15 protein-coding genes and 1 other RNA gene are annotated in these 21,041 nt (G+C 34.8%); 10 read left to right on the plus strand and 6 right to left on the minus strand.

Translation table 11 applies throughout. From position 1 onward, the window contains the following. Positions 1-35 precede the first annotated feature (35 nt). Positions 36-1,073 (minus strand): formimidoylglutamase, encoded by a 1,038-nt coding sequence (locus tag GXM16_RS21750; protein WP_163396602.1) that lies wholly within the window; start codon positions 1,071-1,073, stop codon positions 36-38. Between the two features lie 95 nt (positions 1,074-1,168). On the opposite strand from GXM16_RS21750, the gene GXM16_RS21755 reads away from it, so the two are divergent. Next, positions 1,169-2,047 carry a hypothetical protein gene (locus GXM16_RS21755; RefSeq protein ID WP_163396603.1) on the plus strand — a complete coding sequence of 293 codons (879 nt, stop codon included), beginning with the start codon at positions 1,169-1,171 and terminating at the stop codon, positions 2,045-2,047. 50 nt (positions 2,048-2,097) lie between these two features. Here GXM16_RS21755 and hutI read toward each other — a convergent pair whose 3' ends face one another. Together hutI and GXM16_RS21765 are read right to left on the minus strand one after the other, a co-directional pair. Beyond that, positions 2,098-3,336 carry an imidazolonepropionase gene (gene hutI, locus GXM16_RS21760; RefSeq protein ID WP_163396604.1) on the minus strand — a complete coding sequence of 413 codons (1,239 nt, stop codon included), beginning with the start codon at positions 3,334-3,336 and terminating at the stop codon, positions 2,098-2,100. 95 nt (positions 3,337-3,431) lie between these two features. Continuing rightward, positions 3,432-4,487 carry a glutaminyl-peptide cyclotransferase gene (locus GXM16_RS21765; protein WP_163396605.1) on the minus strand — a complete coding sequence of 352 codons (1,056 nt, stop codon included), beginning with the start codon at positions 4,485-4,487 and terminating at the stop codon, positions 3,432-3,434. An 88-nt stretch (positions 4,488-4,575) separates the two neighbouring features. Between GXM16_RS21765 and ffs the strand changes: the two genes are divergently transcribed. From ffs to fsa, 4 genes are all read left to right on the plus strand, one after another. Further along, positions 4,576-4,673, plus strand: an RNA gene (gene ffs, locus GXM16_RS21770) — signal recognition particle sRNA small type. 166 nt (positions 4,674-4,839) lie between these two features. Beyond that, entirely contained in the window at positions 4,840-5,643 is an 804-nt protein-coding gene (locus GXM16_RS21775; RefSeq protein WP_163396606.1) for an SDR family oxidoreductase, read from the plus strand. 4 nt (positions 5,644-5,647) lie between these two features. Further along, positions 5,648-5,848 (plus strand): hypothetical protein, encoded by a 201-nt coding sequence (locus GXM16_RS21780; protein ID WP_163396607.1) that lies wholly within the window; start codon positions 5,648-5,650, stop codon positions 5,846-5,848. A gap of 148 nt (positions 5,849-5,996) precedes the next feature. Further along, on the plus strand, positions 5,997-6,653 hold the full coding sequence (gene fsa / locus GXM16_RS21785) for a fructose-6-phosphate aldolase (RefSeq protein ID WP_163396608.1): 657 nt from the start codon (positions 5,997-5,999) through the stop codon (positions 6,651-6,653). Between the two features lie 112 nt (positions 6,654-6,765). Here fsa and GXM16_RS21790 read toward each other — a convergent pair whose 3' ends face one another. From GXM16_RS21790 to GXM16_RS21800, 3 genes are all read right to left on the minus strand, one after another. Next, positions 6,766-8,235 carry an MFS transporter gene (locus tag GXM16_RS21790; protein ID WP_163396609.1) on the minus strand — a complete coding sequence of 490 codons (1,470 nt, stop codon included), beginning with the start codon at positions 8,233-8,235 and terminating at the stop codon, positions 6,766-6,768. Positions 8,236-8,404: 169 nt separating this feature from the next. Continuing rightward, the gene (locus GXM16_RS21795) at positions 8,405-9,106 is read right to left on the minus strand and encodes a LytR/AlgR family response regulator transcription factor (RefSeq protein WP_163396610.1); all 702 of its coding nucleotides are present in this window, start codon (positions 9,104-9,106) and stop codon (positions 8,405-8,407) included. Next, positions 9,096-10,148, minus strand: a complete 1,053-nt coding sequence (locus GXM16_RS21800; RefSeq protein WP_163396611.1) for a sensor histidine kinase — start codon at positions 10,146-10,148, stop codon at positions 9,096-9,098. The genes GXM16_RS21795 and GXM16_RS21800 overlap by 11 nt, the downstream gene beginning before the upstream one ends. A gap of 262 nt (positions 10,149-10,410) precedes the next feature. On the opposite strand from GXM16_RS21800, the gene GXM16_RS21805 reads away from it, so the two are divergent. From GXM16_RS21805 to GXM16_RS21825, 5 genes are all read left to right on the plus strand, one after another. After that, positions 10,411-13,602, plus strand: coding sequence for a SusC/RagA family TonB-linked outer membrane protein (locus GXM16_RS21805; RefSeq protein ID WP_163396612.1), 3,192 nt, complete (start codon positions 10,411-10,413; stop codon positions 13,600-13,602). 12 nt (positions 13,603-13,614) lie between these two features. Beyond that, complete coding sequence (locus GXM16_RS21810) at positions 13,615-15,147, plus strand: SusD/RagB family nutrient-binding outer membrane lipoprotein (protein ID WP_163396613.1); 1,533 nt, start codon at positions 13,615-13,617, stop codon at positions 15,145-15,147. A gap of 62 nt (positions 15,148-15,209) precedes the next feature. Further along, positions 15,210-16,235: a glycosyl hydrolase family 18 protein gene (locus tag GXM16_RS21815; protein ID WP_163396614.1), complete on the plus strand. Its 1,026-nt coding sequence runs from the start codon at positions 15,210-15,212 to the stop codon at positions 16,233-16,235. 244 nt (positions 16,236-16,479) lie between these two features. Further along, complete coding sequence (gene nagB, locus GXM16_RS21820) at positions 16,480-18,417, plus strand: glucosamine-6-phosphate deaminase (RefSeq protein WP_163396615.1); 1,938 nt, start codon at positions 16,480-16,482, stop codon at positions 18,415-18,417. 149 nt (positions 18,418-18,566) lie between these two features. Further along, positions 18,567-20,630, plus strand: a complete 2,064-nt coding sequence (locus GXM16_RS21825; protein ID WP_163396616.1) for a beta-N-acetylhexosaminidase — start codon at positions 18,567-18,569, stop codon at positions 20,628-20,630. The last annotated feature ends 411 nt before the right edge of the window (positions 20,631-21,041 follow it).

Here is a 21,041-nt window from a genome sequence, read left to right on the forward strand (position 1 = left end):
TTATTTGGCAAAAGGGATAGCTCCAAATTTTAATATTAAACTTTTTCGTGATTTGCTTTTATAAAATCAGTAACCAGATAACCGATTAATTTGCCTATTAAATGATTGTTAGGAGAATTATCCAAATCAGGTGCACCTTCACAAATATGCAGATAAGCGGCATTTTTGTGCTGCCCAAAGTAGGAAATAAATTGTCGCAACTGCTCAATTGAAAAACCACTGATTGTCATGGCGCTGCTGGCAATATTAGGGATTGCATCCAGATCAATTTCTATTCCAAACGAATCTGTTTTTATGAACTCCAGTGCTGAAATCATTTCGTTTGTAAAATCTTTTTCTTCACGGATGTTTATACTGTCATATGTATTGTAACGAACTCTGTCTTCCAGCTTTTTTATAATGTCAAGTACGCTTTTTGAAGTATAATTTTCGTGTAAGCCAAAAATGAAGTATTTTTTCAGGAAACCTTCTTCATAGGCATAAGAAAAACCATTTCCACTATGCCGTCCTTCAAGAATTCTGAAATCAGAGTGTGCATCAAAATTGACTGCGTTTATTGATTTCCCTTTGGCTAAAGCCGTACCTTTTATATTGCCGTAAGCATTATTATGGCCTCCTCCAATTATAATAGGTGTTTTTCCGGCCTTAATTATAGTGAAAATAACATGTGATACTTCTTTATCAATTTTTTCAACCAGCTGACTTAGCTTTGAGCGATCATCTATATCATTGAAATCAAGATTTTCAACATCTCGCATTAGCTCGGAAACATTTATTTTGCCTAGAACAATAATCTGACTGCCTTTGCAAAAACGATTGTGCTGTATGTTTGCAATACTTTTTATAGCAGATTCCCATGCAGATGCAGCCCCGGGTCTCCCATAATTAGCACGGACACCTATGTCTTCCGGAATACCCAAAAGAACATATTTAGCCTCACTCTCTTTTAGAAAATCAAGTATATCTGTTCCTTTCGGAATAGTGATCATTTTTTCTCCAAATTTTATTTCACCGCTACGGTGATTAGTGACTTTTGCTAAATCATTAACAGTAAAAGGGATTAATTTATCCATAAAAAAAAATATTATCCAAAAATAATATAATTGCGCTAACTTACGTTATTAGGTTATATTAATTATTAAATTTGTTTTTAAGAAAATTATTAAATATGGAAAACCCAAACAAAAACAACTCAAGTCTAAAGGCGGTAATCGCTGTTTTAGCAGTCCTACTAATTGGTAGTTTAGTATACATTTTTAAACTTTCTTCAGATTCAGATGTTGTAAAAACGGAACTTACATCAACATTGACAGAAAAGGAATCTGTGATGAAAGACCTTCAGGAATTAAAAGCAACTTATGATGCTGCCATTGCTGAAAATACTTCTATGTCAGATGAATTAATTCAGGAAAGAGACAAAGTTGTAGCTTTAATGGATGATTTGAATAAGTCAAAAGGTGATGTTTCTAAATTTAAAACTCAAGTTCAGGGATTGCAGGCTAAAATGAAAACTTTGGTTGCTGAAAATGATGAATTAAAAAAACAAAATGGTGTTTTAACCGTTCAGAGAGACAGTACAATTGTTGTATTGGGGGAGTCTAAAAAATTCAACGAAGTTTTAGTTGGTCAAAATGAGGCTTTGTCTAAAACAGTTGAAAAAGGTTCTAAATTATCTGTTTTAAATACAAAAACAGCAGCTTACAAATTGAAAAGTTCAGGAAAGCAAATTGAAACGGATAAGGCAAGCCGTGCTGATGTTTTAAAAGTTAGTTTTACTATTGCTGAAAATCAAATTGCAAAGTCTGGAGATAAAACATATTATGTACAGGTGATTGATAGCAAAAATAATGTTTTGGGAGATAAAAAAACAGAAAGCTTTGGGGATAATTCATTGACATACAGCTTTAAGACAACTGTGCAGTACGAAAATAAAACTGTAAACGTTTCTGAAGATTTGCCAGGTAAAGATTTTGCAAAAGGAACTTATTTTATCAATATTTTTGATAATGATGAGTTAGTTTCTAAAACAAGCTTTTCTTTAAGATAAGGATTAAAGTATTAGATAAAAAAAAGAGGAGTTTTATACTCCTCTTTTTTTTATGCTAAAATTTCACCTTCAATAATTACATTTTCGATCAGGTTACTTCCAAAAGCATATGGAATCTTGTAATAAGATGAAATAGGTTTTGTAATAATCAAATTAGCCTTTTTGCCTTTTGTGATACTTCCATGAGTTTCTGAAAGTCCCATGGCATAAGCGCCATTTATGGTCGCAGCATTAATCGATTCTTCGGGAGTCATTTTCATTTTTATGCAGGCCGTTGCTACTACAAAATTCATATTGCCGGATGGGGTAGAGCCAGGGTTATAATCCGTTGCTAAAGCGATTGGTAAACCTGCATCAATCATTTTACGGGCAGGAGTGTAAGGAATGCTTAAAAAATAAGAGCATGATGGTAAAGCAACCGGCATCGTTTCAGAGTCTTTTAAAACTTCAATATCTTCTGGTTTCATGACTTCCAGATGATCTACAGAAAGAGCGTTGAATTTAACTCCGGACTGAATTCCGCCAATAGAATTAAACTGATTTGCATGGATTTTTGGTTTTAAGCCGAATTCGATTCCGGCTTGCATAATCTTTTCGGTTTCTTCAACAGAAAAGTAGCCGTTTTCGCAAAAGACATCTATGTATTCAGCCAATTTATTTTTTGAAATTTCGGGAAGCATTTTCGTGACAATCTCCTCGATATAACCTGTTTTGTTTTCTTTATAATGCGGTGGAAAAGCATGCGCTCCTAAAAATGTCGCTTTTATAGAAACAGGATAATTTTCTGCCAGTTTTTTAATAACGCGAAGCATTTTTATTTCTCCTTCAACGGTTAAGCCGTAACCTGATTTTATTTCGACAGCTCCGGTGCCCAAATACATTACTTCTTCCAGTCTAATTTTTGACTGCTCATAAATTTCTTTTTCAGGAGTTTCGTTTAATTTTTTTGCTGAGTTCAGGATTCCGCCTCCGCGATTTGCGATTTCCTCATAAGTTAATCCGTTAATTCGGTCTACGAATTCCTGCTCGCGATTACCCGCGTAAACGATGTGGGTGTGACTGTCGCACCAGCATGGAAGTACAATTCTTCCGGTTGCATCGATAATTTTATCAGCTGTAATTTCAGGAAGATTTTCCATTGCTCCAAAGTCAGCAATAATGTTGTCTTTTATTATCAGAAAAGCATTTTTTATGGTGGGAAGAATAGCCATTTCAGCTCCAGCAACTTTAGAAACAGGAGTTTCCCGAACCTGAAGCAGTTCTTTTATGTTGATGATAAGAGTTGTCATTTAGGATAGATTATAAAAACACAAATTTCACAAATTATCACGAAACAATCCGTGAAATCTGTGAAATTCGTGTTTTAGATTATTTTTTGTATGATTTATTCTGAAACTGTTATTTCGAACATTTTATCCCAATTTTTACCGGTAACAAAAATAGTTTTGGTTTTAGGATTGTAAGCGATTCCGTTTAAAACATCATCAGTAGTGATTTTACTGCTCATGTTTTTACGCAGATCAGTCATATTTAAAATGCCTTCTACAGCTCCTGAAAGCGGATTGATGACAGCAATTGCATCTTTTTGCCAAATATTTGCATAAATTTTTCCGTTAATCCATTCTAATTCATTAACGGCCTTGATTTTTGAATCTCCGGAATATACATTGATATAATCATTCAGTTTCTGAGTGGCCGGATCCATTTTCCATATTTTTTCTGTTCCGTCAGAATGGTAAATGTGTTTTCCGTCATTTGTCATTCCCCAACCTTGGATTTCTTTGTCGTAATTGAACTTTTTTTCTAGCTTTAAGGTTTTAGCATCATAGATAAAACCGGTTTTTTCTTTCCATGTTAGTTGGTATAATTTTCCATCTAAGATTGTAATTCCTTCACCAAAATATTCTTTATCAAGATCGGCCTGCTTGTAGGTTTTGCCTGTTTTGTAATCGTATTTTCTGATATAAGAAGTACCGTATTGCCCTGTACTTTCATATAAGGTGTCATTGTGAAATTCTAAACCTTCATTGAATGAAGCAGTATCATGAGGATAAGTATTTACGATTTTATATTTTAATAATTTAGGATTAACGTTTGAAACTAATTCTACTCTTTTTGTAGCATCAGATGAATCACTGCCAAAATAAACTGTTGCTTTTAGGTATTGATATCCTAATTTTTGATCTTTTAATTTAAATTTGAATTTTTCAGAACCTTTCTTGCTTCCCACTCTTTTATCGTTTACAAAGTAGGCAATGCTGTCGATTTCTTTTGATTTTGGATTTAAAACAGTGATAGAAATGGCATCCTGAGGCAGAAAATGTGCCGGAAAAGCAGAATCATCTATAGTAAATAAAGAATTTTCACCTTTATTTTTATCTCCGCATCCAATTAATGTGATTCCTAATAAAATGGCAGTTAGGAAGTTATGTTTTTTCATAGTCTAAAATTTGAATAGTCCAATATACAACGATATTTTTATAGCAACAAAGCTCTTGCAAAAATATAAAAAGATTGTATATTTGCACCGGCAAGTCCTACACGACCAGCTCCTGCAGACTCCCCCAGGATGGGAACATAGCAAGGGTACGTGGTTGAGCGGTGCGATGTAGGTCGCTTGCCATTTTTTTAGAATTTATACAAAAGTAGTCTTCCTTCGGGAGGATTTTTTTATTTTTACCCCTGTCGAAAGTTAGAAGTTATATGTGAAAGGTTAGAAGTTTTACCTACTACATAAAATTCTACACACAGACAAGCACTATTACTCATAACATTTAATATCTAACTTCAAAATGAACAAAGTCGTTTTAATTACAGGTGGATCTTCAGGGATTGGGAAATCAATTGGAGAATTTTTACATAAAAAAGGCTTCGTAGTTTATGGAACCAGTAGAAATCCTGAAAAAGTAGTAAATTCTGTTTTTCCACTTGTTGCTCTTGATGTTCGAAATGCGGAATCAATTAAAGCTGCTGTTTCTAAAATTATAGAAACTTCAGGTAGGCTTGATGTTGTAATTAATAATGCTGGTGTTGGAATTACAGGGCCTTTGGAAGAAATTCCGATGGAGGAAATCAAAAATAATTTTGAAACCAATTTTTTTGGTCCGATTGAAGTGATGAAATCTGTTTTGCCGCAGATGCGTGAACAGAAGTCGGGTTTGATTATCAATATTACTTCGATTGCAGCTTATATGGGACTGCCATATCGAAGTGTATATTCGGCTTCAAAAGGTGCTTTAGAGTTGATTACGGAAGCTTTACGTATGGAGGTAAAACAATTTGGTATTGAAATTACGAATGTTGCGCCAGGCGATTTTGCTACCAATATTGCTTCGGGGCGTTTTCATGCTCCGGTTATTAAGGGATCGGCTTATGAAAAAGTGTATGGTGATACGCTTGCTACAATGAATGAACATGTTGATGCGGGAAGTAATCCGAATGAAATGGCGGAAGCTGTTTATAAAATTATGCAGCAGAAAAGCCCGAAAGTGCATTATAAAGTAGGGGTTTTTATGCAGAAGTTTTCCATTGTCTTAAAACGTGCGTTGCCGGATAAAGTGTATGAGAAAATGTTGATGAATCATTATAAATTGTAGAATTATGGATAAAATAACGGAATATCTACCTACTATTTTAGGGGTTTTATTTTTGGTTTTTGTCTGGTTTATTATTAGAAGGATATTGAGTTCTATAAGTGATAAAATAAATAATGCAGAACTTTACAAAGCAGATACATTATCTGTTCTTGAAGAAATTAGAGATGAATTGAAAGAATTGAACAGAAACAATTCTTCTAAATAATTTTTAATTGTAATTTTGCACCGGATTTGCGTGAGGGGGTGAAGCGGCATCCTTTTTATTTTTTTCTTTAAAAAATAAAAAGATACAGCGGAAGACCCGACCCTTGTGGTCACGCCCAAATTATGAACACAATTAAATAAATATAATTATGAAATTTTTTATTGATACAGCTAATTTAGCTCAGATTAAGGAAGCACAGGCTTTAGGTGTTTTGGATGGTGTAACGACTAATCCGTCTTTGATGGCAAAAGAAGGAATTACCGGAAAAAACAACATTTTGAAGCATTATGTTGACATCTGTAATCTTGTTGATGGAGATGTAAGTGCTGAAGTAAATGCACTGGATTTTGACGGAATGGTGAAAGAAGGTGAAGAGTTAGCTGAATTGCACGATCAGATTGTAGTAAAACTGCCTATGACAAAAGAAGGTGTTATGGCTGCAAAATATTTTTCTGATAAAGGAATCAAAACAAACGTAACTCTTGTGTTTTCTGCAGGTCAGGCTTTATTGGCTGCAAAAGCGGGAGCAACTTATGTTTCACCTTTTATTGGCCGTTTGGATGATGTTTCTACAGACGGATTGAATCTGATTCAGGAAATTAGAGAAATCTATGATAACTACGGATATGAAACTCAAATTTTGGCAGCTTCTGTGCGTCACACTATGCATATCGTAAACTGTGCTAAAATTGGTGCAGATGTTATGACAGGACCATTATCGGCAATTGCAGGATTGTTGAAACATCCGTTAACAGATATCGGATTAGCTCAGTTTGTTGCTGATTTTGAGAAAGGTAACAAATAACACTTGAATCTCATAAAACAAGTGTTTACATTTAGTAAACAATGCTTGTAATTAAAAAATCCCGTATTGCAAACTATTTGTAATACGGGATTTTATCTGTTTTTTTGCTAGCTTAGTGTCCTCCCCCTTCGCTTACAACGTGAGCAATGCCTTGTTTTTTTAATATTTTAGGGCAATAAAAACCGTAAAATGCCAAATACGCAAAACCAAGAAGCGGGATAACATATGAAAAATGTGTATACGTTATTCCTAATATTCCTTCCGGATGTGTTGCGTCTAAATCGCAGATACTTCCCTGAACCAATGGGATAACTCCTCCTCCAAGAATCATCATGATTAAGAATGAAGAAGCTTTTCCAGTGTTTTTTCCTAATCCTGCGATCGCTAAATCGAAGATTGAAGGCCACATGATAGATAAGAATAAACCGCCTGAAATGAAGAAGAATTTAGCAATTTCAGGATTTGGCCAAAATAATCCAAATACCATCATTAATAATCCTGAAATTCCGAAAAGCATTAAAGTTTTTCCGGCGTTTTTACCTCCTACAAAACTTACTGCTATGAATAGTAAAATCCAGATTGGGTAAATGTAAAATGTGGAGACATCATGTGCAGCAAAAATATTAGCTCCAATAATTACTCCAAAAGCAAGAGCAGGCACAATAAATTTAAGAGCTGTATTTACAAGATTTGATGTATTGAAAACGTTTACACCGCCATTCCAGCGGCCTATCATTAAACTTCCCCAGTATAATGCAATGAATGGAGCGATAGCGTCTTCTAATACGTTTCCGAATTCTGTTGTGTGTAATAATGCAGGTAAGTTACTGATGATTGTAACCTCTGTTCCTACATAAATAAAGATTCCTAACATTCCTAAATATAGCTGAGGATAGTCAAGAATATTAAAACTAGTATGTTTGTTTTCTATTTTAGCTTCTTCTATTTTAGCAGGATCCTCAATTTTAGAAAAATACATAAAAATAGCTACGACTATAAAGGCAGCGCCTAAGATGATAAAAGGCAATTTGATGTCTTCAAGAGAGAGGTTTGTTTTTTTATTATCACCCATTCCAAACAATGCAATTCCTAATAAGATTGCCCCAATTGTTGTTCCGAAAGAATTTATACCTCCCGCCAATGTTAAACGGTGTGCTCCGGTTTCAGGGCTTCCCATTTTAATAGCTAGAGGATTAGCGACAATTTGCTGAATAGAAAATCCTAGTCCCACTGTAAACAGGGCAGTTAAAAAGAATGGAAAACTTTCCATTGTAGCAGCAGGAACAAATAAAAATGAACCAACTGCAGAGAGAAGTAAGCCGGCCGCGAGTGTTTTTTTGTATCCGAATTTTTGTAAGACATCTGATTTTAGTGATACTAAAAAGAAAATTATGGACCCCACAAAATAGGCGGCATAAAAAGCCCAGGCAACTAGTTGTGATTGTACCTGAGATAGTGTAAATACTTTTTTGAATACGGGAATCAGGATGTCATTGGCAGAACCAACAAAACCCCAAAAGAAAAAGACAATTATTAGTGAAATAAATTGCCCCCATTTGGTTTGTACATTTTCTGAATTCATGTGTAATAAAGTTTTTTTTAGTTTTTTAGTGGTTTTTAAAGTCGTAAATATATTTGTTACAATTTTTAAAAAAAAATAAAAAAGCATAAAAAATGCAGAAATTATACAAACAACATAATTTATTCAACAATGTGTTATTATTTTGAAAGTAACGATATCGATTTAGTGATTATTCCAAAATTTTGTTTTTTACATCTTTGCTGTAATTTCTACCTATGGGAATGGTGTAAGATAAAATTTGAATTCGGTTTCCTTCAATCGACTTAACTTTATTAAGAGCAATTACATACGATTTGTGAATTCGCATAAATTTGTCATTAGGCAATTCTTCTGATTGGGAAGTGAGGGATTTATGAGTAATGTAAGTTTTATCAGAAGTGACAATTTTGATATATTCTTTCATTCCTTCAACAAACAAAATTTCTTCAATATTAATTTTCATCATTTTTTTATCGACTTTAATAAAAATATGCGAATCGCCTTTTGCTGCTTCTGTTTTAATATTGTTCTTTGAATTGTATTCGGTAGTGATTTTGTTTATACACTTAATGAATCTTGGTAGCGGAATTGGTTTTACCAAATAATCCAGAACGTCAAGGTCATAGCTTTCGGCGGCAAATTCCCTAAAAGCAGTTGTAATGATCACTTTTGTTTTGTTTTCGATTAAGCTGATTAATTCAAAACCTGTCATCATGGGCATATTAATATCTAAAAAAACAGCATCGACAGGTGTACTGTTTATAAAATCCAGTGCTTCTAAAGAATTATTAAATGTACCTATAACCTCAAAGTCAGGAAAATTGGTAAAGTAATTTTGTAAAACTTTAATAGCTAAAGGTTCATCGTCGATTAATAAGCATTTAATCTTCATTATGAATAGGTATTTGCAAACTTATTATATAATAATTTAGCTTGGTTTTGTATTTTAGGCTAAAATTATTCTTGTAAATTAATTTTAATCTTTTCTTGGTATTCACTAAGCCGATACCACCTTTAGGATTATTTTTTTGTGAAATTACAAAATTATTAAGGATTTCAAAATGCAGTATTTTATGGTCAATAATTTTGCAGTTTATTTTAATCTTTAGATTCTGATTATTCAATCCTCCATGTTTAAAGGCGTTTTCAACTAGCGAAATAAAAATTAAAGGAGGGACTTTTATGTCCTCAATATTGGATTCCAGGTTAATAGCAACTTCAACATTTTTAAAACGGAGTTTTTCGATTTCGATATAATTCTGAATATAATCTATTTCTTTTATCAGAGGTACAGATTTAGTACCCTTTACATCATATAAAACATATTCCATGAGATTTGATAATTTAATAATCACATCAGGAACTTTATCGGAAGACTCTAATGACAATGCATATAAGTTATTCAGCGTATTAAAGAAAAAGTGAGGCTGAATCTGATTTTCGAGATATTTAAGTTTTATTTTAAATTGATTTTCCCGTAATGATCTGTTTCTTTCTCTTTCTCGAAGCCAGGTTAATGTCAGATAAACAGATGATGCCATGGCTAATACATATAGTTCACCAATGCATACTGCAAGAATATGATTGATATCAAAAGGCTGATATTCACGATTCGCCTCCGGCCAGATATTTTCAGAAATAATATAATAGGTAAGTGCCGTTTTGAGTAAATAGACTGTAAAAAGACTAACTAATAGTGCAATGGTATATTTAAAATATTTTTGTTTTAAAACATACCGACGGACCAAAACAAAAAGATTGAAGTAGACTAAAGGTATATGCAGTGAAAATTCAATTAGGTTTGACTTAAATGAATAATCGTAATCATTAAAGTAGGCACCCCATCTTAAAAAATTCAGTGTAAAATAACTCCCCCAGAACCAGATATGATTTCGAAGTTTAATATCAAAATTTAATTTTTGAATTTCACTCAATTTAGTAATGGATTAGGTATATTGTGGTTGGTTTAATTATTATGCAACTTTAAACAATTACTTGGTCAAACGCAATTTTTTTAAATAAAATTTTATAAAATTCTATAAACCGTGTATTATTTTGATAAGATAACGTTTTCGTAAAACGTATTATTGATTGTTTTATGTCGTTGGTTTAAAGTTTGGAGCTGTTGGTATAAATTATTTTTTTTAACAATCCCTTAAGAATAAATTTACACCATAACTAACAAAATAAATAAACATGAAAAAAATTTTATTAATCTTTATGATTGTTTTTACAGCGCAGGTTTCGCTTGCTCAGGTAAAAAATGTCAAGGGTTTGATTACAGATTCTGATGGGATGCCGTTACCAGGGGCATCTGTTTCTGTGCAAGGTGGCCAAAAAGGTACTACTACCGATTTTGACGGTTTGTACTCAATTGATGTACAAACCGGACAAACATTAATTTTTAGCTATGTAGGTCTTGAAACACAAAAGATAGTTGTTGGAGATGCTGCTGCAATTAATGTAAAAATGAAACTGGCGGCATCAAATTCTTTAAATGAAGTTGTGGTTACAGCATTAGGTATTAAAAGACAAAAGAAAGAACTGGGATACGCAGTCCAGGATCTTAAAGGAGACCAATTAAATAAAGTTATTACTACGAACGTTGCTACCGCGCTTTCAGGTAAGGTTGCCGGTGTTGATGTTTCTATTCCGGCCACTGGAGTGGGAGGATCAACGAGAGTTATTATTAGAGGTATTTCGAGTATTGGTGAAAGCAATCAGCCACTTTATATTGTAGATGGAGTTCCTATTGATAACTCAGGTTTGAACAATGATACTGCTGCTAACAGTAAATGGTTTGACGGAAGAGATAACGGAGACGGAATTTCAAGTATTAATCCAAATAATATTGAAAGCTTAACTGTACTTAAAGGAGCTGCTGCTGCTGCATTATACGGATCCCGGGCTTTAAATGGTGTTATTCTTATTACAACTAAAAAAGGAAGCAAAGGCAAGTTACAGGTAGAGCTTACAAGTGGTGTAAGTTTTGACAGAGTAGATGCTAAATATGCTGACTATCAGACTGAATATGGTTCCGGATCAAATGGTACTTTACCGGATCCTACAAAAGCACCTACTGAAATATACAGTTACACTACAAATGCATGGGGGCCTAAGTTCTCTGAAAGTGTGGGGCAGCAAATAAAAATATTTGATGGCTCTATGAAACCGTACGCCAGAGTTGAGAATAATATTCAGGACTTTTTCAAAACCGGAGTTACACTTTCAAACGGAATATCATTATCAGCAGGAAGCGAGAATGCTTTTGTTCGTTTCGGATATAACAACCTGACAAATGATGACGTTATTCCGGAATCTGGCTTAGAAAGAAATGATGCTAGTTTAAACGGAACTATAAAATCAGATAAATTTACTTTGGCTGCAAACGTAAATTACATGGTTGAAAATACACAGAACAGACCAGGATTAGGAGATTCACCAAATAACGTTGGTTATTCATTAAGCTCATTAGCACCAAGTTTCGATCAGGCATGGTTAAAAAATTATAAAAACGAAGAAACTGGTCAAATTTATCCATGGAACAATAATGTGTACCAGTTAAACCCATATTTTACTACACAGGAAAATCATAACTCATCTGTAAAAAATCGTTTTATTGGAAATGTTACCGGAACTTATCAGTTAAAAAACTGGGTAGGATTGACATTTAGAACTGGTTTAGACAGCTATGCTTTCAGTTCTAAAGACTTTATGGAAGCAGGAAGTACATGGCCGGGAAGAGATGAAGGGTACTTAGGACTTGATAATATAAATGTTTCAGAGATGAACACGGATATTATTGCCACTTTTAGTGATATAAAATTAGCTACAGACTTTACTTTTTCAGGAATTTTAGGTACAGGAAGAAGAGATTTTAAAAGAGAGCAAAATTCAAGATTCGGAACTAAAATTATTGAGCCGGGTACAGAATATATCAGCAACTTTGTAAACCAGACTGAAAATGCTCCTGTAGTAACAAGAACCAGAACAAACTCAGTTTACGGTTCTGCTAAATTTGATTACAAAGGATATTTATATGCTGAATTTACTGGAAGAAATGACTGGTTCAGTGTGATCAATAAAGATGCTTTTTATCCTGCAGCTTCGTTAGGCTTCATCTTTTCTGATGCTTTAAAGATTCAGAATGATACATTCAGCTATGGAAAATTCAGAGCTTCATGGGCGCAGGTTTCAAATGCACCGGGAGCGTATAAAAATGCACTAAATTATACTACTTTTTCATCTTATGACGGACAAAGTGTCGTTAATATTAAAAACTCTGCAGCACCAAATGCGAATTTGACTTATCAGTCTAAAACAGGAGTGGAATTTGGAATTGAAACAGCATTCTTTAAAAACAGATTAAAAGCAGATATTACGGTTTACCGTGAAGATACTGCTGATCAGACTCTTGATTTGGCTTCATCTGCAACATCTGGATATGAATTCCTTTCTGTAAATGCAGGACAATTAAGAAATGAAGGTATTGAGATTTTCTTATCAGGAACTCCAATCAAAACGGATAGCTTCGAATGGGGAATTGATCTGAACTTTTCGAAAAACAAAAACTCTATTATATCTTTACACCCGGATATTAATACGTATGCTATTTCTGAAGCTCGTTGGGCCGGAGCTGCTATTGTAGCTCAGGTTGGAGGTCAGTATGGAACTATCATCGGAAGGGATTTTCTAAGAACTCCTTCAGGTGAGAAAATAGTAGATGCAAACGGTATGCCTTTATTCACAGATTCTAAAGTGGCTTTAGGAAAAGGACTTCCTGACTGGTCTGCCGGTTTAACTAACAGATTCTCTTATAAAGGAATTACACTTCAGTTTTTAATTGATATGAAATTTGGAATGGATGTATATTCTATGACCAATTCATTAGCTGCACAAAAAGGACTTTTAGATATCACTACTGAAGGCAGGGATGCTTACAATGCAGCTAGAGCAGAAGCAGTTGCAAACGATCCTAATTTTAGCCAGGCCACATGGGTTCCTACTGCTGGTTATGTAGCGCAAGGTGTTGTAAATACAGGAACTGCTGCTAATCCTGTATATGTAGAAAATACTAAACCTGTAAATCCACAGGATTATTGGACTACTGTTTTCAACAATACACCTGCCCCTTTTATTTATGACGCTTCTTACGTAAAATTGAGAGAAGTAAGTTTAGGTTATACGATACCAAAGAGTGTTTTTAGCGGAGCAAAAATCAGTTCAGTTTATGTGTCTGCATTCGCAAGAAATTTATTGACTTTTAATAAGGATTTACCAAACGTTGACCCGGAATCTATGTATACTTCCGGTAATGGTCAGGGATTTGAATATGGTTCACTGCCATTCAGACAATCGTATGGTTTTAATATTAAAGTTGCATTCTAAAAAAAAGAAATTATGAAATTTAAAAAGATAATACTAGCCATAGCCATATTGTTAACCACAGTAGGCTGTACCGAAAATTTTGATGAACTGGAAAAAGATCCGGTTGCATTGTCAGCAAATCCGGCAGGACAGCTAACATTTACCCAATTGTGTATGTCTGGAGACGGATACTACCAGTGGAGAGCTAACTTAATTTATTCAGGTGGATTTGTGCAGCATTATTCCGGTGCGTGGAATCAAACAGAATATGGCAACAAATTCAAGAAAAGTGATGACTATGCAACAGCAATCTGGAGAAACGGTTATGCTAATGAGTTGAAAAATGTTGTGGATATTTTGGACAAAACCAGTGGTAATCCGGCTATGGTAAACATGAATGCTGTAGCAAAAATCATGAAAGTGATGGTGGCACAGCGTTTAACGGATCTTTATGGAGATATTCCTTATTCTCAGGCAGGAAAAGGGTTCTCAGAAGGAATTGTAACACCTAAATATGATACTCAGGAAGAAGTCTATACTGCTTTTTTCAGTGAATTAGACGAAGCTTACAACCAGTTAAATGCCGGAGGTGGTAGTGTTAAGGGGGATCTGTTTTACAATGGAGATATTTCAAAATGGAAAAAACTGGCTAATACGCTAAGATTACGTTTAGGAATGAGACTTTCAGAAGTAAAACCACAAGAAGCAGAGAAACAAGTAAAAGCAGCCCTGCAAAATGGTGTTTTTGAAAGTAACCTTGACAATTGTATTATGAAACACTTAGATGCAACCTTTAGTGATAATCCTGCGGCTATCGATTTTAGAGGAAATGGTTTGGCATATGCTTTTGTAGGTAATGAGCATGGGGATCATTTCAGCTCATTAGTAATAGATTATTTGAGAGACAACGGAGATCCTAGATTAACTATGCTTGCAACACCTAAAACAACGTCTGCTTTACCAGGAAAAGGTGGTCAGCCTGTTCAGCCGGGAGAAAAATTATACGAAGGGGTTCGTCCGGGCTCTTTTCAATGGGATGTTCCGGGTGGTGCGTCAGCAACTTCAGGGATCCAGTCTTATTTTAAACAAAAAACGACACCTTACTTACATGTGAGTTATTCAGAAACACAATTATTATTAGCTGAGGCTGCTCACAGAGGATGGGTAACTGGTACTTCTGCTGCTGAATATTACAGAAAAGGGGTTGAAGCTGGTATCAAACAATTGTTGATTTATGGCGCGACTCTGCCATCTCAGACAGATATTGATGCTTATTTAGATGCTAAGCCATTGGTTGCAGGAACAGAAAAACAGCAAATTGGAACACAGATTTGGATTACATACATATTTAATAGTATAGAAGCTTACTCCAACCAGAGAAGAACAGGATTTCCAGTCTTATTGCCAATTACAAACCCTGATTCAGAAACAGGTGGTGTGATGCCAAAACGTTTGTATTATCCAAATGATGAGATGCAGAAAAATGAAATAAATTATTTAAAAGCATTGGAAAGAATGGGCGGAACAAATGATTGGCTGAATAAAGTTTGGTGGGATGCCAACTAAAAAATAGTTCCCAAAGTTATGCCTGATGAGGTATTATTTTCATTCTAATTAAATTAAAAATAATGATAAAAAATAAAGCCTTATTAGGCATCCTTTTCTTTATTGGTTCGCTTTTTACCTCTTACAGCTGCTCTAAGGACAACGATACAGAGAATGATAATTCAAAAACCAAAACAGCCAGAGTTGTAGGATACCTATCAACGGATAATTTTGGAAAAATCAGTTCCGTACAATTTTGTAAGCTCACTCATCTTAATTTGTCATTCGCAAATCCGGACAACACAGGTAATTTAATTTTTGATGGTGATATTGATGCTGTCATTGCATATGTAAAGGGCATAAATCCGAATATTAAAATAAGTGTTTCTGTGGCCGGAGGAGTTATCTCGCCAGAACAGGCTGCAAATTGGTCATTGCTTATCGATACACCGGAAAACAGACCTGCTTTTATCAAAAAAATAATGGATTTCGTTGAGCTTCATAAATTGGATGGAGTCGATGTAGATCTGGAATGGGATGCGGTAACTATAGGGTATAGTGGTTTTGTTGTGGAATTAAAAAATGCCATAAAAAGCAAAAACAAACTTATAACGGCAGCTTTGCCAAATAACACAAGGTTTGTTAATATAAACAATGAAGCTCTTAATGCTTTCGACTTTATTAATATCATGGCTTATGATATGACAGGACCGTGGGCACCTGATAAACCGGGCCAGCATAGCTCTTTTAATGATGCAAAATCAGGAATCGATTTTTGGAATAAAATGCAGAATGTTCCAAAAGAAAAACTGACACTCGGCGTTCCGTTTTATGGCTATAATTTTACAGATGCAGTTGCTACAAGTGTGACTTACGGACAAATGGTTGCAGCCGGAAATCAATTTGCAGAACTGGATGAATTGGGTAAAATTTATTATAACGGGAGACCAACTATTGAGCAAAAAGTTCAATTGGCTTCGGAAATTACTGGCGGAATAATGATTTGGGAAATTGCCCAGGATTCATTTGATCAATATTCTTTATTGGATGTGATTCATAAAAAATATACAAAACTGGGATTTGTCACTACTGATTTGTGTGGTAACTAAAAGCCTTATAAATAGATGAATTTTTAAGGTTTACAAGTTCCTTTATTGTGCAAAAACGTGTTATTGACTAAATAGTGCTGTTCGTTTAAAAGTTTAAGCAGTTTGTATAAATAATTTTTTTAAGGAATCCTTTAAAAATAAATTTGCAGAAAAAGAATATAAGCTGGATTAGTAATTTATTAAGTTTTTATGAACTAAATATATGTCTTGCTTTTATATATAAAATTATCAAAAAAGAAAAAAAATGAAAAGTGCTTTAGAAATAAAACCTGATATCAGCTATAAGAGTGCAGGAAAATTTGAAGAAACAAGATTTGAAAAAATTCACAATGAAATCTTCAAAAGTTCAGCAGAAGCATCTTTAATTGTAGCACAGGAAATTGCTCAGTTAATTAGATCTAAACAAGAAAAAAATAAATCTTGTGTATTAGGTTTGGCAACAGGTTCTTCTCCTATAAAAGTATATGAGGAATTAGTGAGAATGCACAGAGAAGAAGGATTAAGTTTTAGCAATGTAATCACTTTTAATCTGGATGAATATTATCCAATGTCAAAAGAGAATAATCAGAGCTATCACTATTTTATGCATCAGCACCTTTTTAACCATATTGACATCGATCCTGAAAATATTAATATTCCTGACGGTACCGTTGCTATTGAGGAACTGAATCAATATTGCATCGATTATGAAATGAATATTAAACAAGCCGGAGGTCTTGATTTTCAATTGTTAGGTATAGGCCGCACGGGCCACGTAGGTTTCAATGAACCGGGATCGCATATTAACTCCGGTACAAGAATTATTACACTGGATCATATTACAAGAGTAGATGCTTCATCTGACTTTAATGGTATTGACAACGTTCCGAAAAGAGCTATTACGATGGGAGTTTCTACGATTATGAGATCGAAAAGAATTGTATTGATGGCATGGGGACAAAACAAAGCCGATATCATCAAAAGAACCATTCAGGGTGATATCAGTTCTGAAGTGCCTGCTACATTTTTACAAAATCATCCTAATGCAACTTTCGTTTTAGACCAGTCCGCAGCTTCAGAGTTAACGCGTTTCAAAACACCATGGTTGGTAGGAGAGTGTATCTGGACTCAGGAATTAAAAAGCAAAGCGATTGTTTGGTTGTGTCAAAAAACAAAACAGTCCATTTTAAAATTGACAGATCGTGATTACAACAATAACGGAATGTCTGATCTTTTGGCGCAGGAAGGTTCTGCTTACGATTTGAATATCAATATGTTCAACGTTTTACAGCATACTATTACGGGATGGCCGGGCGGAAAACCGAACACTGATGATTCACATCGTCCGGAAAGAGCCAATCCGGCAAAAAAACGAGTGATTCTTTTTAGCCCACACCCTGATGATGATGTAATTTCTATGGGAGGAACTTTTTCAAAATTAATTAAACAGGGACATGATGTACATGTCGTATATCAAACCTCAGGAAATATTGCGGTTACAGATGATGAAGCATTAAAATTTGCAGAAGTATGTAATGATTTTGTTGGCGATACTGATGGAAAAATTAATTTCAAATCGGTAATTGAATTTCTGAACAACAAATCTGAAGATCAGGTAGATTCACTGGAAGTTCGAAAATTAAAAGGATTGATCCGCAGAAGGGAATCATACGCTGCAACAAGATACATCGGACTAAAAGATGAAAATACACACTTTTTAGATCTTCCTTTTTATGAAACCGGACAGGTGAAGAAGAATCCGTTAGGTCCGGAAGATATTGCGATTGTTAAGGATATTATCGCCAAAATAAAACCACATCAGGTGTTTGCTGCGGGTGATCTTGCTGATCCGCACGGGACGCATGAAGTTTGTCTGAATGCCATATTTGCTGCGATGAAAGAACTGAAACCTCAAAAATACATGGATGACTGCTGGTTATGGCTGTACAGAGGAGCATGGCACGAATGGGATATTCACGAGATTGACATGGCTGTTCCGCTTTCTCCGTCTGAAGTATTATTGAAACGTCATGCGATTTTATACCACCAGTCTCAAAAGGACAGGGTTATGTTTCAGGGGAATGACTCAAGGGAGTTTTGGGTTAGGGCAGAAGACCGAAATAAAAATACAGCCATTCTGTACGACGAATTAGGTTTGGCAGAATACGAAGCTATTGAGGCTTTCAAACGTTTTGATTACTAAGATTATTTTTAGGATTTGATTTATAATAAATCAAATTACCCAATTCAGATTGATTTCTTACTGATAGTGAGGATCAGTAAAGAGATCATTCTGGATTTTTATCTATTTATTAATGTTGTCTCAGGACAACCATTTTCAAGCGCCACAAAATGAAATATATACTAGTCCTATTATTAGCAGGTTTAACTTCCAACGCTCAGATTAAAAAAGAGCAGCTAAATCTTATGCCCTGGCCGCAAAATGTTGTTTTAAATGACGGAAGTTTTACTTTGACTAAAAATTTTAAAGTGAATATTACCGGAAATCCAAATCCGAGAATTTTTGGAGGCGTAACTCGCTTTTTACGCCGTTTAGATGGCAGAACAGGTCTCTTTTTCTCGCAGGATTTTGTTACAAAACTAAATGAAGTTCCTACAGCAGAACTTCAGATAAACTGTGCCAAAAGCGGGAAAATTGGTTTATATGAAGATGAAAGTTACCATTTGGATATTAAACAAAACAAAATTACAATAGAGGCAACCAGCGATTTAGGGGCTTTACACGGTCTTGAAACGTTATTGCAGCTGTTGCAGAATAATAATAAATCATTTTATTTTCCGAACGCACAAATTTCAGATTTCCCTAGATTTACCTGGAGAGGTTTGATGATAGATGCTGCAAGACATTTTCAGCCCGTAGATGTAATCAAAAGAAATATAGACGGACTGGCTGCTATGAAAATGAATGTTTTTCACTGGCATTTGGTTGATGATCAGGGCTGGAGAATCGAAATGAAAAAACATCCAAAACTAATTGAACTGGCTTCGGATGGAATGTATTACACACAGGAAGAAATCAAAAATATCGTAAAATATGCTGATGAGCGCGGTATTTTAATTGTTCCGGAAATTGATGTTCCGGGTCACGGAACGGCGATATTGACAGCTTATCCTGAAATTGGAAGTAAAGCGATTGCATTAAAAGGCGGAGCAGAAAAAAATATTCAGGGAACAGGAATTACAACCTATACAGTCGAAAGAAATGCGGGTATTTTTACGCCTACATTAGATCCCACAAATCCAAAAACATATCAATTATTAGGCGAAATCTTCGACGAGGTATGTCCATTGTTTCCAGGAGATTATTTTCATATTGGAGGAGATGAAAATGAAGGAAAAGACTGGGATGCAAATCCTAAAATTCAGGAATTTAAAAAGAAAAATAAGTTAGCGACAAACCACGAATTACAAACTTATTTTACCATGCAATTGGCTCCCATGCTTAAAAAACACGGAAAGCAATTAATGGGCTGGGAAGAAATTTTAACCAAAAACCTTTCAAAAGAAGCCATTGTGCATTCATGGAGAGGTCCAAATGAAGGCGTTCTGCCAGGCCAGTCTTTAGCCGAAGCGGTAAAAAAAGGTTATAAAACAGTATTGTCAAACGGCTATTATATCGATTTGATGTACCCAATTGAAAGTCATTATTTAACAGACCCAATGCCAAAAGGAGTTGAGTTGACTGCAGCAGAAAAAGCAAGAATTCTAGGTGGAGAAGCCCCAATGTGGACAGAATTAGCAACACCGGAAACCATAGATTCCAGAATTTGGCCAAGAACAGCAGCAATTGCCGAAAGACTCTGGTCAGCCGAAAACATTACTGATATTGCCGATATGCGCAGACGCCTTGAAACTGTTTCGTTTCGATTAGAAGAATTAGGACTGACCCACATTCGCAACAAAGATGTGATTTTGAGAAATATTGCCAACAATCAAAACATAAAAGCACTAACTGAATTCTCAAATGTCTGCGAACCGTTAAAAGGATATACACGAAATAAGGATGGAACAGAATATCAAACCTATTCTCCGTTCACACTTTTTGCAGACGCCTGCACACCCGATGCAAAAGATGCATTGGCTTTTGATGAGGCCGTAAAACAATATTTGGCAGGCAAAACACCTGAAAACAAAGCAAAAGTCGCTGCATTTTTCAGCAAATGGATTGCCTTAAATAAGGAATTAAATGACTTAAGTACCAACGCTCCGTTAGTACAGCCAGTTCTGCCTTTGGTTAAAAAGCTGAGCGATGCATCACAGGAATTGTTACGTGTTTTAGATAATAAATCAACTTTAAAATCAGCAGATTTAAAAAGGTTGATTGAAGAATGTAATACAAAAGAACATGCCGATGTTGAGCTGGCAGTTTATACAAGTTTTAAAAAGTTAATATAAAAGTTTGAGTTAGTAAAGTTAAGTAGTTTAAGTGAAGTTGTGTTAATTGGTATCTGATTTCTCTGCCGGAAACAAATCCGGTAGAGATATTTTTAACCAGTTAATAAGTTGAATGTTTTAAAAGTAAGGAAATAAAAATTGGGAAGGTTAAAATTGAGTTTGGTTATTTATTTTTTAATCTAATTTGCATTTCCAAAATGTATCGATTTTAGGTAATTTGTTATTTGGTTTTTGCTTAGAGGAGAGCATTCTAAACCTGGCAAGCAATTGTCAGGTTTTTTTGTTTTTAAGTTTTGGGAGCTGATTCCTGCTATCCGTTACAATCTTTTGTGTCGCTAAAGAAGCGCCACAAAAGGATTTTCACTTCTATCAGGGCTAGGGCTTTAGCTTTCATAAGAATACCGGAGAAAT

Source organism: Flavobacterium limi, from assembly GCF_010645075.1.
GTDB lineage: Bacteria > Bacteroidota > Bacteroidia > Flavobacteriales > Flavobacteriaceae > Flavobacterium > Flavobacterium limi.